Annotated in this window: 15 protein-coding genes; 8 read left to right on the top strand and 7 right to left on the bottom strand. The window is 61.6% G+C overall.

Annotated elements, in window-relative coordinates; genetic code table 11:
- Positions 1–7 precede the first annotated feature (7 nt).
- From SULPSESMR1_RS11090 to SULPSESMR1_RS11080, 3 genes are read right to left on the bottom strand one after another with little or no spacing between them, the layout of a single operon-like run.
- Positions 8–1,072 carry a DUF1513 domain-containing protein gene (locus tag SULPSESMR1_RS11090; RefSeq protein ID WP_089420878.1) on the bottom strand — a complete coding sequence of 355 codons (1,065 nt, stop codon included), beginning with the start codon at positions 1,070–1,072 and terminating at the stop codon, positions 8–10.
- Position 1,073: 1 nt separating this feature from the next.
- A complete protein-coding gene (locus SULPSESMR1_RS11085) occupies positions 1,074–2,033 on the bottom strand; it encodes an imelysin family protein (RefSeq protein ID WP_089420877.1) in 960 nt (319 codons plus the stop codon).
- Positions 2,033–3,526, bottom strand: a complete 1,494-nt coding sequence (locus SULPSESMR1_RS11080) for a di-heme oxidoredictase family protein (RefSeq protein ID WP_240311490.1) — start codon at positions 3,524–3,526, stop codon at positions 2,033–2,035. The genes SULPSESMR1_RS11085 and SULPSESMR1_RS11080 overlap by 1 nt, the downstream gene beginning before the upstream one ends.
- A 111-nt stretch (positions 3,527–3,637) precedes the next feature.
- Here SULPSESMR1_RS11080 and SULPSESMR1_RS11075 point away from each other — a divergent pair, with 111 nt between their 5' ends.
- The gene (locus SULPSESMR1_RS11075; RefSeq protein WP_157729006.1) at positions 3,638–4,066 is read left to right on the top strand and encodes a hypothetical protein; all 429 of its coding nucleotides are present in this window, start codon (positions 3,638–3,640) and stop codon (positions 4,064–4,066) included.
- Positions 4,067–4,078: 12 nt separating this feature from the next.
- Positions 4,079–4,549 (top strand): Dps family protein, encoded by a 471-nt coding sequence (locus SULPSESMR1_RS11070; protein ID WP_089420874.1) that lies wholly within the window; start codon positions 4,079–4,081, stop codon positions 4,547–4,549.
- 12 nt (positions 4,550–4,561) lie between these two features.
- On the opposite strand, the gene SULPSESMR1_RS11065 is transcribed toward SULPSESMR1_RS11070, so the two are convergent.
- A complete protein-coding gene (locus tag SULPSESMR1_RS11065; RefSeq protein WP_089420873.1) occupies positions 4,562–4,813 on the bottom strand; it encodes a DUF1289 domain-containing protein in 252 nt (83 codons plus the stop codon).
- A gap of 78 nt (positions 4,814–4,891) precedes the next feature.
- Positions 4,892–6,148, bottom strand: coding sequence for an imelysin family protein (locus SULPSESMR1_RS11060; RefSeq protein WP_089422285.1), 1,257 nt, complete (start codon positions 6,146–6,148; stop codon positions 4,892–4,894).
- A 234-nt stretch (positions 6,149–6,382) separates the two neighbouring features.
- Here SULPSESMR1_RS11060 and SULPSESMR1_RS11055 point away from each other — a divergent pair, with 234 nt between their 5' ends.
- A complete protein-coding gene (locus SULPSESMR1_RS11055) occupies positions 6,383–7,822 on the top strand; it encodes an aldehyde dehydrogenase family protein (protein WP_089420872.1) in 1,440 nt (479 codons plus the stop codon).
- On the opposite strand, the gene SULPSESMR1_RS11050 is transcribed toward SULPSESMR1_RS11055, so the two are convergent.
- Positions 7,823–8,518, bottom strand: a complete 696-nt coding sequence (locus SULPSESMR1_RS11050) for a GntR family transcriptional regulator (RefSeq protein ID WP_198362786.1) — start codon at positions 8,516–8,518, stop codon at positions 7,823–7,825.
- Between the two features lie 197 nt (positions 8,519–8,715).
- Here SULPSESMR1_RS11050 and hutI point away from each other — a divergent pair, with 197 nt between their 5' ends.
- From hutI to hutU, 3 genes are read left to right on the top strand one after another with little or no spacing between them, the layout of a single operon-like run.
- Positions 8,716–9,909 (top strand): imidazolonepropionase, encoded by a 1,194-nt coding sequence (gene hutI, locus SULPSESMR1_RS11045; protein ID WP_089420871.1) that lies wholly within the window; start codon positions 8,716–8,718, stop codon positions 9,907–9,909.
- Positions 9,906–11,462 (top strand): histidine ammonia-lyase, encoded by a 1,557-nt coding sequence (gene hutH / locus SULPSESMR1_RS11040; protein WP_089420870.1) that lies wholly within the window; start codon positions 9,906–9,908, stop codon positions 11,460–11,462. The genes hutI and hutH overlap by 4 nt, the downstream gene beginning before the upstream one ends.
- A 52-nt stretch (positions 11,463–11,514) precedes the next feature.
- On the top strand, positions 11,515–13,185 hold the full coding sequence (gene hutU / locus SULPSESMR1_RS11035; protein ID WP_089420869.1) for a urocanate hydratase: 1,671 nt from the start codon (positions 11,515–11,517) through the stop codon (positions 13,183–13,185).
- 42 nt (positions 13,186–13,227) lie between these two features.
- Here hutU and SULPSESMR1_RS11030 read toward each other — a convergent pair whose 3' ends face one another.
- Positions 13,228–13,692: a MarR family winged helix-turn-helix transcriptional regulator gene (locus SULPSESMR1_RS11030; protein WP_157729005.1), complete on the bottom strand. Its 465-nt coding sequence runs from the start codon at positions 13,690–13,692 to the stop codon at positions 13,228–13,230.
- 226 nt (positions 13,693–13,918) lie between these two features.
- On the opposite strand from SULPSESMR1_RS11030, the gene SULPSESMR1_RS11025 reads away from it, so the two are divergent.
- Positions 13,919–14,461 carry a sigma-70 family RNA polymerase sigma factor gene (locus tag SULPSESMR1_RS11025; protein ID WP_089420867.1) on the top strand — a complete coding sequence of 181 codons (543 nt, stop codon included), beginning with the start codon at positions 13,919–13,921 and terminating at the stop codon, positions 14,459–14,461.
- Positions 14,454–15,146, top strand: coding sequence for an anti-sigma factor (locus tag SULPSESMR1_RS11020; protein WP_089420866.1), 693 nt, complete (start codon positions 14,454–14,456; stop codon positions 15,144–15,146). The genes SULPSESMR1_RS11025 and SULPSESMR1_RS11020 overlap by 8 nt, the downstream gene beginning before the upstream one ends.
- Position 15,147 lies beyond the last annotated feature (1 nt).

Raw genomic sequence — 15,147 nt, 5'->3', positions numbered from 1 at the left:
GTTCTGTTCAGCCCGGTTGAGCAATCACCACAAGGTGGTTGTCGTAGGCAAGTTGGGCTGCGTTCAGTGTCCGCGCTTTGTTGTCGGCATGGATTACGCGGCCAAGTCCGGTGGTCGCCAGCAATCCATCCTGTGCCGCGGCCACGCCGCAAATGTCCGCCTCGGCCAGTCGCTGAGCCAGTGCGCGTGTCTTTACGTCGAATACTTCAAGCGTGCCGCCACGGGGGGACGTAATTGCCACCTGCGTGCCATCACCGGAAAAGGCGATGCTGCCCACGTAACCTTCCAGCGCCGAAGCATCCCCCAGCAGCTGCAACGGTCCACCGCGCCGGTGTAGCGCCACAAGAGCAGGTGCGCGCGCCACGTCGCCCTGCCATTGCATCCCCACCGCCACTAGCCCGTCACCGCGCACGGCCAGATGACGGGTCGAGGCGAGGTGCTGCTCAGGTTCGACCACCTCAAGCAGATCGCCGTCTTCGGATAGATATGCCAGATTGGGCCGCATGGTCGGCAAGTTCAGCTTCAGCCGTCCACTGTCGGGATGGGTGTCGATGCCGCCGTTGGCAACGACAAAGCCGCCCGTAGGCAGCCGCTTGATGTCATGCGGACCGACACCGCCCGAGGCAAATTCGCCGATGCGGGCAAAGCCCTGTTGCACGTCCCAAACGCCAATTCGCCCTGCGCCAGCATCATAGTCGTTTTCGGTGGTGAACAAATATTGGCCCGTCGCGTCAAAGCTGCCATGACCGTAGAAATGCCGCCCTTCGGGGCTGTCCAATTGCGCCAGAACCGTGCCATCGCGGCAATCCAGCGCCAAGGCAAAGCGACCCGGCCTGCGGGCGAAAGCCACTGCAACGGGGCGTGTGGGGTGAGCGGCGGCAGCATGGCCGCGATCGGGCAACGGAATGCGAAAACGCTCGGTGCCTGCGCGGTCCAGTCCGGTCAATACATAGCGCCCGTCGGGCAGACGGGCCGCCGACAGATAGGCGGGGCTGCCCGCGTCGGCCCATGTGGGTACAGGGGCAAGGCCAGAGGCCAACAGCCCTGCAAGGAACTGACGGCGGTTGGCCATGTCAATCGCCGTCCAGAGAGTTGAAGCCGACGCTTACGCCCAGTTGCGGCCCCAGTTTCATTGCCAACAGGTCGCGGATGCTGTCGATGTTCTGTTGCAGAACTTCCAGCTTCAGACGGTTTTGCGGTTGATCGACCAGACTGAAATCAGCGCCGCCGTCGATCCGGGCGATCTCGTCGGCGCGGGCAAATGCAACGTCGAATGCGGCGTCTATTTCACGCGCGAGCGCAGGGTCTTGCGATGCCAAGGCCTGCGCCAATTGTTGCAGGCTGGTCAGCGACACCACTACGTTGTTGAGGGACCGTCCCGACCGGCGCATTTCGGCGCGGGCTGCGCGGGGGCGGTCAAAGCTGCCCAAGGGGCGCCCGATGCGGGTGTCCGAGGTAAACTCAAGGCCCGTTTGCAAGGCCTTGTACAGCTCTTGCAAGGCTTCGGTATCGGATTGATAGGTCGGGTTGGACGGGTCACGCAGCAGAGCGGCATAGCGGTCGGTCCAGTCCTGCGCTATGGCCGTGGCCGTTGCGCTGGCGTCATCGGCCAGTGCATGCATCAGCGCGCACCGCGTTTCGCTGGCAGGATAGGCCGGATCGAACAGCAGGAACTCCATCGCATAAAACCCGCGCCCTGCCACCGATGCATCAGCCACAGCGGGGGCCGCATCACCCAGCAAGGTGTTCAGCGCCTTGGGCGTTGCGCCGCGCGGGTCAGGCCAATACGCCAGCGCAAAGCCGCGGATGTCCACTTCGGTGGGGCCAAAGCGCAGGTGCGATACCGCCTGCCAAGCGTCCGATGCCTGCGCCCATGCCGCGATGGGTGCGCAGTCCTCAGAACCTGCAAGCGCGGCGGTGCTGTCAGCCAGACGGGCCAGACTCGGCAGAATGTGCTGGTCAAGTGCAGCATCAACCCGCCCGTCGGCCAAAGCAGAAAAGGGTAGCAAGGCAAAGAGGATGGCAAAGCGCATCAGAGGCTCTCCAGATAGGCTATAAGGGCGTCGCGGTCCGGTTCGGGCATGGCCAGTATCCGGTCACGGGCAGGTTGGGCTTCGCCACCATGCCACAAGATCGCCTCCATCAACGACCGCGCGCGACCATCGTGCAGGAACAGCGTATGGCCCGAAACCTGTTGCGTCAAACCGATCCCCCACAGTGGTGCGGTGCGCCATTCGGTGCCACTGGCCACCGCTTCGGGACGGTTATCGGCCAGACCAGGGCCCATGTCGTGCAGCAACATATCTGTGTGTGGCCAGATCAGCTGAAAGCTCTGCTCGGGGCGATCGTTCAGGCGGTGGGTGACAAAGGATGGCTGGTGGCAGGCAGCACAGCCGGTGTCGTAAAACACCTGCTTGCCGCGCAGCACCTGCGGGTCGTCCACATTGCGCCGCGCTGGCACCGCCAGATTGCGCGAGTAGTACACCACAAGGTCCAGCCCCTCTTGGTCAATCTCGAAGCCGCGCACATCGCCAGCTCCGTGCGGCGCCTTGCGGCAGGCATCCTGAATGGTCGAACATTCGCCAAACGGGTCAGAAAACAGCGGGTTGGAAATGCCCATGTCGCCCGCAAAGGCACCCGCGCTTTGCTGCATCACCGTCGGCGCGCCAGCCTTGAGGCCAAAGCGGCCTAGCATCGGGCGGTCGAACTCGGCGGACCAAATCACATTGGGGCGACCGGAAATGCCGTCGCCGTCGGCATCGTCGGGGTCCGCCAGCGCGATGATGTCGGCGGCTGGGATCGCTTCGAGCAGCCCAAGCCCGATCATCTGCGGCGCAACACGCGGCGACAGCATCGCCTGCGGATGCAGCGGACCATAGCCAAGATCGGCAGCGGTATAGGTGGGATCGCGCAGCACGATAGTGGTGCCGTCGGCAAAGGTCACGGGGCGGTCGGAATAGTCGATCTGCAAACGATATTCGGCAGGCAGACCGGGCAGGGCAAAATCCTGCAGTTGGGTGCCATAGGTCGGATCGGGTGCGGTGCCTAGATAGTCCTGAATATCGGCAATCCCCGCAGTCTCGTCCGGAATAGAGATGCGCAGGAACATCGACACCGCGTTGTCGTCATCCGGTGCAGGCGGGTGGCCGCGTCCGTCCTTGATGTGGCAGCGCTGGCATGACCGCGCATTGTAAAGCGGCCCCAGTCCGTCCGAGGCCAATGTCGAAGAGGGCGATGAAACCCAGATTTTGCGGAACAGCCCGTTGCCGACCTTGAACAACAGTTCCTCTTCAAAACCGATGTTGCCCGAAGGTTGTGAAAACGCATCGGCGTCCGGCTTGACCCGCACCGTTGCCGCTCCGCCCGGCAGATCCTCGAACCGTTGCGGTGTGTTGAAATCATGCGGGGGCGCCAGCACCTTGGCGATACGCGCGGTTTCGGCTGCGGTGCGCGGTATCACGTCCAGATGCGGATCGTCCGTTATGGCGATATAGCGGTCGGGTTGCGCGCCAGCCGCAGAGAGCATGACAGTGCTGAAACAGCTGGCAAGAAAGAGTGAACTTGTGTCCTTCATAAACCTGAGCAATATTGTCGGAAATTCGAATCGTCCAGTTCAAAGTGACTAAAACAAACGGGTTTGACCATGAAAGCCTCTCACATTCAGCCTTGGTATGCCTTTGGTTCTGACCAAGTGGAACCCGATCGTGCCACCTTGGCGTTGCTGCGTATTGCCGCATGCGGGTGCCGTGCGTCGGCGCGCATGGAAGTCGAGCAGGCCTGCGCGATCATTGACGCATCCCCGGACAAGGCATTGCACACATTGCTGGCCGCGCTTCCGGTGGCGTTTGGTCGCCCCACACGGTTCTATCAACTCGGCTCTTCCGAGCTGAGCTTTGACGAGCGGTGGTTGCTGTCTGCAATTGATGCAGCCAGACGCGAGGATTCGGACAGTGAGTATTTTCTGATCACCCGGCGCGTTCCAGCCCATTTTCGTCGTTGGGTCGCTTTTTTGGTGCGTCGCGTTGCCGACGCAATGGATCGTAGTACATTATATGCGAACATTTAAAGGAGACGTTCAATGGGACAACCCGTAACAGAGATCAGCACCAGCGCCCGCGAAGCCATCGCGGAAGCGCTAAATCAGGCTGTGGCGGAAACAGCCGTGGCGACCATGTTGGCACAGAATTTCCACTGGAACGTCAAAGGCATGTCCTTTGGCCCGCTTCATACCTTGTTCCAGACCATGTACGAAGACCACTTTGTCGCTCAGGACGATTTGGCCGAACGTATCCGTGCGCTGGACTGCCACGCCGAAGGCCAGTTGGCAGGCATGTTGAAACGCTCGAAGATCGCCGAGCAGGATGGGCACCAGTCTGACAAGGAAATGATCCAGATCCTGCTGGACGCGCAGGAGCAGCTGTCGGCAACCATGTCGGGGGTCGAACACGTGTCATCTGAAAACGGCGACACGCTGACCGAAGATCTGGCGATTGAACGGGGACGCGTTCATGAAAAATTTGCCTGGATGCTTCGCTCGCATCTGGCCTGATCCGGCAATGGATCAGTCTTCGGGAATGTGCGGAACGGATACACCCTTTTTGCGGCATTTCTTTTCGTAGGCCGCAGGCCACGCCCTGAACTTGCCCATCTGCGCTTGTTGGGCCATGACCAGCTGCACAAACCCGTGCCGTTGGTCTTCTTTTTTCAGCGATTTGAATGCTTTTTTCTGTGGTTTCGTCATCGAACAGGCGATGCAGTGGCCCGCGCGCTTGTATTTGCAGACGTCGATACAGGGGCTGGGCAATTTGGCCATGGCAGTCTGTCGTTTCCGATAAAAAAATAAAGGCGGGGCGCACGGCTGCGCACCCCGCCTGATCGCGTCTTGGCCTGATTATTCGAACACAGCGCCGGGATTGTCGAGACTGTCCGAACCTTCAAAAGCGATTTCGTCCACGCCCAGAATTGTGACCACCCGTTCGATCGACCGCGTCTGATCAATCAGCGCATTGACGCCACCCATCACCAGATCCTCGCCACCGGCGTTGCCTGCTTCCAGCATCTGGTCATAGGCAAAGCCACTTTCGGCAGCGGCTTTGATCTCGCCCAACTCGCGCATGGTGGCCGCCAGTTTCAGTCGCATTTCGGTGTCCAGTGCCGTGTCTTGATCGGCCACCAGATCGGACAGGGACGCACCCGATACGGTTGTGCCATCCACGCGGGTATAGCTGCCAAGGTACACGTTCTGAATGCCCAGACCGTCGTAATAGTGGCTGTTGTGCGTGTTGTCCGAGAAACAGTCGTGTTCTTCTTCGGGGTCGTTCAGCATCAGTCCCAGACGCATACGTTCGCCCGCCTGCTCACCATATGACAGGCTGCCCATGCCGGTCAGCATCGCCGAGATGCCTGCATTTTCGTCCGCCATCACGTGGGCACGTCCGGCACCATCGTCGGCCCACTGGGAGGTCATCCATTCCAGATCGGACACCAGCAGATCGGTTGCTGCCTTCAGGTAATCGCCGCGACGGTCACAATTGCCGCCGGTGCAGGCATCGCCGGTCGCATAGTCTGTCCACGGACGGTTGCCCGCACCCGGGCCGTTGCCGTTCAGATCCTGTCCCCACAGCAGGAATTCGATCGCATGATAGCCGGTGGCCACGTTCGCCTCGACGCCGTCGGCCTCTTGCAGGGTATCCGACAGCAGGGCGGGCGTGATCTCGGTCGCATCCACTTCGGTGCCAGACAGGGTAAAGACGGGGTTGGCAATCACGTTCAGCGCGGCGGCGGCGTTTTCGTCGGTGGCCCCGCCATATGTGGTGTCGACATAGTCGATCAGACCCTCGTCCAGCGGCCATGCGTTTAAACGTCCCTCCCAGTCATCCACGATCGGATTGCCAAAGCGGAAAACCTCGCTTTGCTGATAGGGCACGCGCGCTGCCAACCAAGCAGTGCGGGCGGCGTTCAGGTTCGTCTCGGATGGCTCGGCGATCAGCGCGTCAACGGCGGCCTTCAGGGTTTGCGCTGTGGCCAGACTGTCGCCATAGGTCGCAGCAGCAATGTCGGCATAGGTGGTCAGCACATCGGCGCGGGTATCGGCGAACGACGCTGCGGCCGTCAGGCAAAGTGAGGTCGTCAAAAACAGGCGTTTCATCATTGGTCCTTTGGGGTCGGATATTTCGGTGACTTGGGCCAAGCCCGCCCGCGAGGCGTGCAGTGACCTTGAAGATGCCCGAAAGCTGACTAAATCCATCAGAATTGTCAATCCCGATTAAAATAGTTGGTCTCTGGTTGGCCCCTCTGCCACCAACCGCACTGCGGGTGGCTGGACAAGGCAAGAGGCGACGACTATTTGCGCCTGAGGATCTCAGCCGCAAGGGAACACGCCATGCTGGACAAGCGTCAGTTCTATATCAACGGCCAATGGGTTGATGCGAAGGCCGGAACCGAAAAGCCGGTGATTGATCCGTCGACGGAATTGCCCTTTGCGACCATTGCACTGGGCGGTCAGGCCGATACAGATGCCGCCGTCGCTGCAGCCCGCGCGGCATTCCCCGCTTGGCGCAAATCGACCAAAGCGCAACGGCTGGACCTGATCCGCGCCATCCGCGATGTCTATATGCGCCGCTCGGACGAGATGGGCGCCGTGATCAGCCGCGAAGTCGGCGCGCCGCTTGAGATGTCGATCGCCCAACAGGCTCGCACCAGCAAATCGCATTTCACAGGGTTTCTGGATGCGCTCGAAGCGTTCGATTTCGACCACCCATTGCGTGCCGATACGCCGCATGACCGTATCCTGTACGAACCGATTGGCGTGGCTGCGTTGATAACACCGTGGAACTGGCCGATGAAGCAGATCGTGCTCAAGGTGATACCGGCGCTGGCGTCGGGCTGCACCGCGGTGCTGAAGCCTTCGGAACAGGCACCTTTGTCCGCGATGTTGTTTGCCGAAATATTGCACGAAGCGGGCGTGCCTTCGGGCGTGTTCAACATGCTGAACGGCGACGGTCAGGGTGTGGGGGCGCAACTGTCGGCGCACCGTGATGTGGATATGGTCAGCTTTACCGGATCGACTGACGCAGGTCGCGCGATCACGCGGGCAGGGGCGGATACGGTGAAACGTGTCTGTCTTGAACTGGGCGGCAAGGGTGCGAATATGATCTTTGCCGATGCGGACGCTGATGCGGTGCAAAACGGGGTCATGCGCTGTTTCAACAATTCGGGACAGTCGTGCAACGCGCCCAGCCGGATGCTGGTCGAACGGTCGCGCTATGACGAAGCGGTGGCGCAGGCCAAAGAAACCGCCGAGGCATTCACCGTGGGCGGAATGTCCGAAGCCGCCCCGCACATCGGCCCCGTGGTCAATGCCTCGCAATTCGACAAGATCCAGAACCTGATCGCCGCAGGTATCGACGAAGGCGCACGACTGGTTGCGGGCGGGCTTGGCCGTCCTGACGGGCTGGATCAAGGCTTTTATGTCCGGCCCACGGTCTTTGCCGATTGCACGCCCGACATGGCGATCATGCGCACAGAAATCTTCGGCCCCGTGCTGTCGATGATGCCCTTTGACACCGAAGACGAAGCCATCGCTATCGCCAATGACACCGATTACGGGCTGACAAACTATGTCCAGACTGCCGACCCCGCCCGCGCACGGTGCATCGCCCGCGAGGTGCGTTCGGGCATGGTCGAGATCAACGAACAACGCCGCAGCACAGGTGCACCCTTTGGCGGCATGAAGCAATCGGGCAACGGGCGCGAAGGCGGTATCTGGGGGCTGGAAGAGTTTCTGGAAGTCCGCGCGATCAGCGGCTGGCCAGCGGAATAGCTACAAATCCGCCTGCATCGTGTGACCGGGGGCAAACAGCAGCCGTACGCGGGTGACAGCGACGGGACCGTTCCAAGTGTTGCGCGTCAGGGCGAACAGTGCGGCGCCTTCGTTACAGCCCAGTTCCTGCGCCTCGACATGTGTGGCGTTGTGCGCCGACAGGGCAATGTCGCCGCCTGTATAGGGCGTGTGTTCCAGCAGCCATTCGTTCGCGCTGGTTGTGTCGAACGGCTGGTCCAGAACGTCCGGTGCGCCCTGCGGATTGATCCAGCGATCTTCCAGCGCATAGGGCAGGCCGTCGGCAAAATGCATAGCGCGGACATGCAGCAGAGCGGCGTCAGCGGTGTTTAACGTCGCACGCACGGGGGCGGGCGGGCGCACCACTGCGCGTTCCAACAGCGCATAGCTATAGCGCGCGCCCTTGTCTTCGACCTCTTGCCGGATCACGGCAATCGACAACGTGGCCCGCGCAACCGGTTGCAGGGCAACGCGGGTGCCTGCCTTGCGCTTGCGGTCCAGCAACCCGGCTTCGGCCACCGCCCGCAAGGCACGGTTGACCGTGGCGCGGGCACAGCCGAATTCGGCGGCAAGATCGGCCTCGTTCGGAATCAGATTACCCGGTGCCCATTCGCGCGCGTGGATGCGGCGCAGCACTTCCTGTTGCACTGCCTGCCAGTTGCGAAAAGCTGTTGTCACAAACCGTCCCCCAAAGTTTTCAGCACCTTGCAATAGACTGTCACGATGGCAACGCAAGCCATCTGTCGGTTGTCCGAAGCGGCCCAGTGCCCAGCGGCAGCGGTGCTTTGAATGTCGTCATCATGCTGCGCTTGACAGATTAATATGTGCAGACATAATAAATACAAACCTGCACAAATAACAAGTGAGTCGTGATTATGTTTTTGACCAATGCCCGTATCGCCACGATGACCGCCCCAAGCGGTTATGGCATGATCAACGACGGCGCGATCGTGATCGAAGGTGACCGGATCGTCTGGGTCGGGGTGTTGGCGGATGTGCCCTCCGACCACGAAACACAGGATGCAACCGATCTGGGCGGGCGGCTGGTGACACCTGCGCTGATCGACTGTCACACCCATCTGGTCTTTGGCGGCAACCGCGCGGGCGAGTTCGAGCAGCGGCTTGAGGGCGTGTCTTACGAAGAGATCGCCCGCAGCGGTGGTGGTATCGTCTCGACTGTGCGGGCCACGCAGCAGGCGTCGCCCGATGCCCTGTTTTGCGATGCGCTGACACGCGTCGACGCGATGATCGCCGAAGGGGTCAGCACCATCGAAGTCAAATCTGGCTATGGTCTGGACCGCGACACCGAGTTGAAGATGCTGCGCGTGGCGCGGCGGATTGCCGATGCGCGCCCCGTGACCGTGTGCACCAGTTTTCTGGGCGCGCACGCGGTGCCGCCCGAGTTTGCGGGCAATGCTGACGGCTATATCGATCAGGTCTGCATCCCGACGCTGCAGGCGGCCCATGCCGAAGGGCTGGTCGACGCAGTGGACGGCTTTTGCGAGGGCATCGCCTTTGACACGGACCAGATTGCGCGGGTCTTTGACGCGGCCCGTGCGCTCGGCTTGCCGGTGAAATTGCATGCCGAGCAACTGTCGAACATCGGCGGCACGCAACTGGCCGCCCGATACGGTGCGCTCAGCGCCGATCACGTCGAATATGCCAATGCCGCCGATGCGCGGGCCATGGGGCAGGCGGGCAGCGTTGCGGTTCTGTTGCCCGGTGCGTTCTATACCCTGCACGAGACGCAAATGCCGCCCGTTGCCGCATTCCGCAAAGCGGGCGTGCCGATGGCCATCGCAACCGACTGCAACCCCGGATCGTCGCCGCTGGCATCGCCCTTGCTGGCGCTGAACATGGCCTGCACGCTGTTTCGCCTGACACCTGCCGAAGCGCTTGCGGGGCTGACACGCACAGCGGCGCAGGCGTTGGGTCTGTCCGACCAAGGTCAAATCGCGCCATCCATGCGTGCCGATCTGGCGGTCTGGAACGTCACCGAACCTGCCGAGCTTGCTTATCGCATCGGCTTTAATCCCCTACATTCCCGCATTTTCGGAGGCACCCTGTGAACGTAACCCTGACACCCGGTACAACGACGTTGGCGACCCTGCATCACATCTGGGCGCATGGGCCTGCAGCGGCCCTGACCCCCGATGCCCGTGCGGGCGTCGAGGCGGCGGCGGCGCTGGTCGCACGGGCGGCTGCGGGCGAGGCGGCTGTTTACGGCGTGAACACCGGTTTTGGCAAGCTGGCCTCGGTCAAGATTGCCACCAAGGACACTGCGCGGTTGCAGCGCAACCTGATCCTGTCGCATTGCTGCGGTGTCGGCACACCACTGGATTCCGCCACCACGCGGCTGATGATGGTGCTGAAACTGTTGTCGCTGGGACGCGGGGCGTCAGGTGTGGTCTGGTCGACCGTGGCCCTGATTGAAGGGATGCTGGCCAAGGATGTGATGCCGGTGATTCCCGATCAGGGTTCGGTCGGTGCGTCGGGCGATCTGGCACCGCTGGCGCATATGGCGGCCGTGATGATCGGTGAAGGCGAGGCTGTCTTTGACGGTCAACGCATGGCGGGAGGTGAAGCCTTACGCGCCGCAGGCTTGCAGCCGATTACGCTGGGACCCAAGGAGGGGCTGGCGCTGATCAACGGCACGCAGTTTTCCACCGCCTGCGCGCTGGTGGGGCTGTGGGGCGCGTGGGCCAACGCGTCGGCCAGTGTGGTGACCTGCGCGCTCAGCACTGATGCGATCATGGGCAGCACCGCACCCTTGGAAGATGCCATTCACACCCTGCGCGGTCATGCGGGCCAGATCGCCGTTGCCCGCGCGCAGCGCGCGTTGATGGCCGGATCGCAAATCCGCGAAAGCCACCGCGACGGCGACACGCGTGTGCAAGATCCCTATTGCATCCGCTGCCAGCCGCAAGTTACCGGCGCAGCGATGGACCTGCTGCACGCTGCTGCCCGCACGCTGGAAATCGAGGCCAATGCCGTCACCGACAACCCGCTGGTGCTGGTGGATGACAGTCACCCCGATGGCGGCATGATCGTGTCGGGCGGGAACTTTCACGCCGAACCCGTGGGCTTTGCCGCTGACCAGATTGCCGTGGCAATTTCCGAGATGGGCGCAATTGCCCAACGCCGTGTGGCGCTGATGGTCGACCCGACGCTCAGCTGCGATCTGCCGCCCTTTCTGACGCCTGATCCGGGTCTGAATTCGGGTCTGATGATCGCAGAAGTCACCACCGCCGCCCTGATGAGCGAAAACAAACATCTGGCCAATCCCTGTACCACCGACAGCACGCCCACATCCGCCAATCAAGAGGATCATGTAAGCATGGCTGCCCATGCCGCCCGCAGGCTGGCGCGGATGAATACAAACCTGAACGTGATCCTTGGCGTCGAGGCGATCTGCGGTGCGCAGGGTATCGGCTTTCGTGCGCCCTTGCAGACCAGCGCCACCCTGCAATCGGTTATCACCACGCTGCGCCAGGCAGTGCCAGAGGTGGTCGAAGACCGCTACATGGCCCCCAGCCTCGAAGCTGCAGCGGCATTGGTCAAGGACGGTCATCTGGTCGCGTCCGCCGATTTGCACGGCTTTGTTCGGGGCGAGACGACATGACGCGCAGCAAGCCCAACCACACATATCTGACCCTCCAGTTGAAAGGCACATCATGACCAACCCGCGCCATAACCTTCGCGACGTCTATCCCGATACCGGCACCACGATCACGGCCAAAAGCTGGCTGACCGAGGCACCGATGCGGATGCTGATGAACAACCTTCATCCCGATGTGGCCGAGAACCCGCACGAGTTGGTGGTTTACGGCGGCATCGGCCGCGCCGCACGCACATGGGAAGATTTCGACGCCATCGTCGCGGCCCTGAAACAGCTGGAAGACAACCAGACCCTGCTGGTGCAATCGGGCAAACCCGTGGGCGTGTTCCAGACCCACAAGGACGCGCCACGTGTGTTGATTGCAAACTCGAACCTTGTGCCGCATTGGGCCAACTGGGACCATTTCAACGAGCTGGATAAAAAGGGTCTGGCGATGTACGGCCAGATGACCGCCGGATCGTGGATCTACATCGGCACCCAAGGGATCGTGCAAGGCACCTATGAGACGTTCATGGAGGCGGGCCGCCAGCATTACGACGGCGATCTGAAAGGTCGCTGGATTCTGACCGGCGGACTGGGCGGCATGGGCGGCGCGCAACCTCTCGCGGCGGTGATGGCGGGGGCCTGCTGTCTGGCGGTGGAATGTGATGAGACCCGCGTCGATTTCCGCCTACGCACCCGTTACGTCGATGAAAAGGCACACACGCTGGACCAAGCGCTTGAGATGATCGAGACGTGGACCAAAGCGGGCGAGGCGAAAAGCGTCGGGCTGATCGGCAATGCCGCCGACGTCTTTGCCGAACTGGTCAAACGCGGCGTGCGCCCCGATATCGTCACCGACCAGACGTCGGCGCACGATCCGATCCACGGATATCTGCCCCAAGGCTGGTCCGTTGCCGAATGGCGCGCCAAGCAGGAAAGCGACCCCAAGGCGGTCGAGAAAGCCGCCCGCGCGTCGATGAGGGTCCACGTCGCCGCGATGGTCGATTTCTGGAACGCGGGCGTGCCGACACTGGATTACGGCAACAACATTCGGCAGGTCGCACAGGAAGAGGGGCTTGAGAATGCCTTTGCCTTTCCCGGCTTCGTGCCCGCCTATATCCGCCCGCTGTTCTGCCGTGGCATCGGCCCGTTCCGCTGGGCAGCATTGTCCGGCGACCCCGAAGATATCTACAAGACCGACGCCAAGGTTAAAGAGCTGATCGATGACCCCCATCTGCACAACTGGTTGGACATGGCCCGCGAGCGCATCGCATTTCAGGGGCTGCCCGCCCGTATTTGCTGGGTTGGCCTTGGGCTCCGTCATAAACTGGGGTTGGCGTTCAACGAAATGGTGCGCAACGGCGAATTGTCGGCACCGGTCGTCATTGGCCGCGATCACCTTGATTCAGGATCGGTCGCATCGCCCAACCGCGAAACCGAAGCGATGAAGGACGGATCGGACGCGGTCAGCGATTGGCCGCTGCTGAACGCGATGTTGAACGTGGCCAGCGGGGCGACATGGGTGTCGCTGCACCACGGCGGCGGGGTCGGCATGGGCTTTTCCCAACACTCGGGCATGGTGATCTGCTGTGACGGTTCCGAAGACGCCGACCGCCGCATCGCCAATGTGCTATGGAACGATCCGGCAACAGGCGTGATGCGCCATGCGGATGCGGGCTATGACATCGCGCTGGACTGCGCGCGCGAAAACGGGCTGAACCTGCCCGGTATCCTGCGGGGATGATTGCAGAGCTGCGGGGGCGCAACAGCCCCCGCGGTGGTGTGTCTAGAATTCGCGACGCAGGGCGACTTCTTCAAGCTGTTGAAGAACCCTGAAAAACGTCTCGACCTCGTCCTTTTGCAAGCCATCGGTCAGCGCCTGCTGACGGCGCATCATCACCGGCAGCAATCTGTCCTTCAACTCGCGCCCTTCGGGCGTGGCGCTGAGCAATTGGCGGCGCTGGTCGTTTTCATCCTGAACGGTGGCGACATAGCCCTTTTCCACCAGCGCTTTGACCGCGCGGCTGATCTGCGCCTTGTCCAGACGGCTTTCCTGAACGATCATGCTCATCGTGGCTGTGGACATGGTGCGCAGAATGAACAGGACGCGCCATTCGGTCAGGGTAAGGTTGCTGTGTGCCGAAAGCATCTGTGCCGCCTGCGCGTTCAATGCGTTTTGTAATTTGGCCAACCGATAAGTCAGGTACTGGCGCATATCAAATTGCGAGGGGGGCTGTGCGTTGTCTTTCATGCGATCGAGTGTCCGGTAAACGGTGAAGATGTTGCGGGTTCGTGATGCAACCTCTAATGGAGAATATGAATGTCCCAAGATAAGACGGCGATTGCTTTGCATTGTCAACTTGCTGGACCGTATGCTTTTTATAGCGGAGACTTTCCGCCAACGGGTTCCTGCAGATTTCGGGCGCAGGGGCACGATTAACTGTTGAAACGCCGGACGGCTGTGACACATATGGGCTATGGATCATGCCGAACTGGAAGATTTGATTTCTCGCTGCGCCCTACGTGATCGTGCGGCTTTTGAAATCCTGTTTGATGCCACCTCGGCGAAACTTCTTGCGGTTTGCCTGCGTGTCTTGTCCAACAAGGCCTCAGCAGAGGATGCAATGCAGGACGCTTATATCAAAATCTGGACGCACGCCGGACGGTATCAAACCACGGGCCACAGCCCGATGACGTGGCTGATCACGATTGCCCGCAATACCGCCATCGACCGGCTGCGCAAACGCAAGTTCGCCTCGGACGTGGATGATCCGGCGCTGGCGCTTGCCTCGCCCGACCCTGGCCCCGAGGCGCAGGTGGTTGCCGCCTCGTCGGCGCGCAAGCTGACGGGTTGCATGGATGAACTGCCCCCCGACCGCGCCGCCGCCGTGCGCGGTGCCTATCTGGACGGTCGCAGTTATGCCGAACTGGCCGAAGAATTCAAACAACCCCTGAACACCATGCGCACATGGCTGCGCCGTGGGTTGATCGCATTGCGCGAGTGTATGTCCGATGGCTGATACAGATACACTCACCGATGAAGACCGCGCACTGGCCGCAGAGTATGCGCTGAGCCTGCTTGAACCCGAGGAGGCAAGCACAGCTGCCCGCCGCATGCGCGATGATGCAAATTTTGCCAAGGAAGTCGTCGCATGGCAACGCGACCTGTCGGCGCTTGCGGATGCGTTGGAACCGGTGCAACCATCGGCTGCCGCGCGCCGTGCACTGATGGCGCAGGTCTTTGGTCCCAAACCGGCAAACGCGCTGCGCTGGCTGCGCCCGCCGCTGTGGATCGGGCTGATCACCGCTGCTTTGGTCGCCGTGGCCGTGTTTGTCTATGCGCCCGACCGTATGCAACCCACCGGACCGGTCTATACCGCGCAACTGACGCCAGAGCAGCGCAGCTTTGTGCTGACCGTGACACTTCAACCTGAAACGGGCCTGCTGAACCTTGTGCGCAGCAGCACATCGGCCCCGCCTGCGGGCCGCGTGACCGAGCTGTGGGCGATTGCACCCGATGCGTCCCCTGTTTCGCTGGGTGTATTGCCGCTGAACGACGAATGGCAGCTTACCTTGCCTGATAACCTGCGTGCTGTGGCGGCCAGCCTGACGCTGGCCTTGTCTGACGAACCGCTTGGCGGCTCGCCCACGGGCGCACCGACTGGGGCGGTTCTGGCTGCGGCTGCGGTGGAACAGGCGCTGTAAA

The organism is Pseudosulfitobacter pseudonitzschiae, from assembly GCF_002222635.1.
In the GTDB taxonomy this organism is placed as follows: domain Bacteria; phylum Pseudomonadota; class Alphaproteobacteria; order Rhodobacterales; family Rhodobacteraceae; genus Pseudosulfitobacter; species Pseudosulfitobacter pseudonitzschiae_A.
Note: the sequence above shows the minus strand (reverse complement) of the source record. Positions and strands in the feature narration are given on the sequence as shown.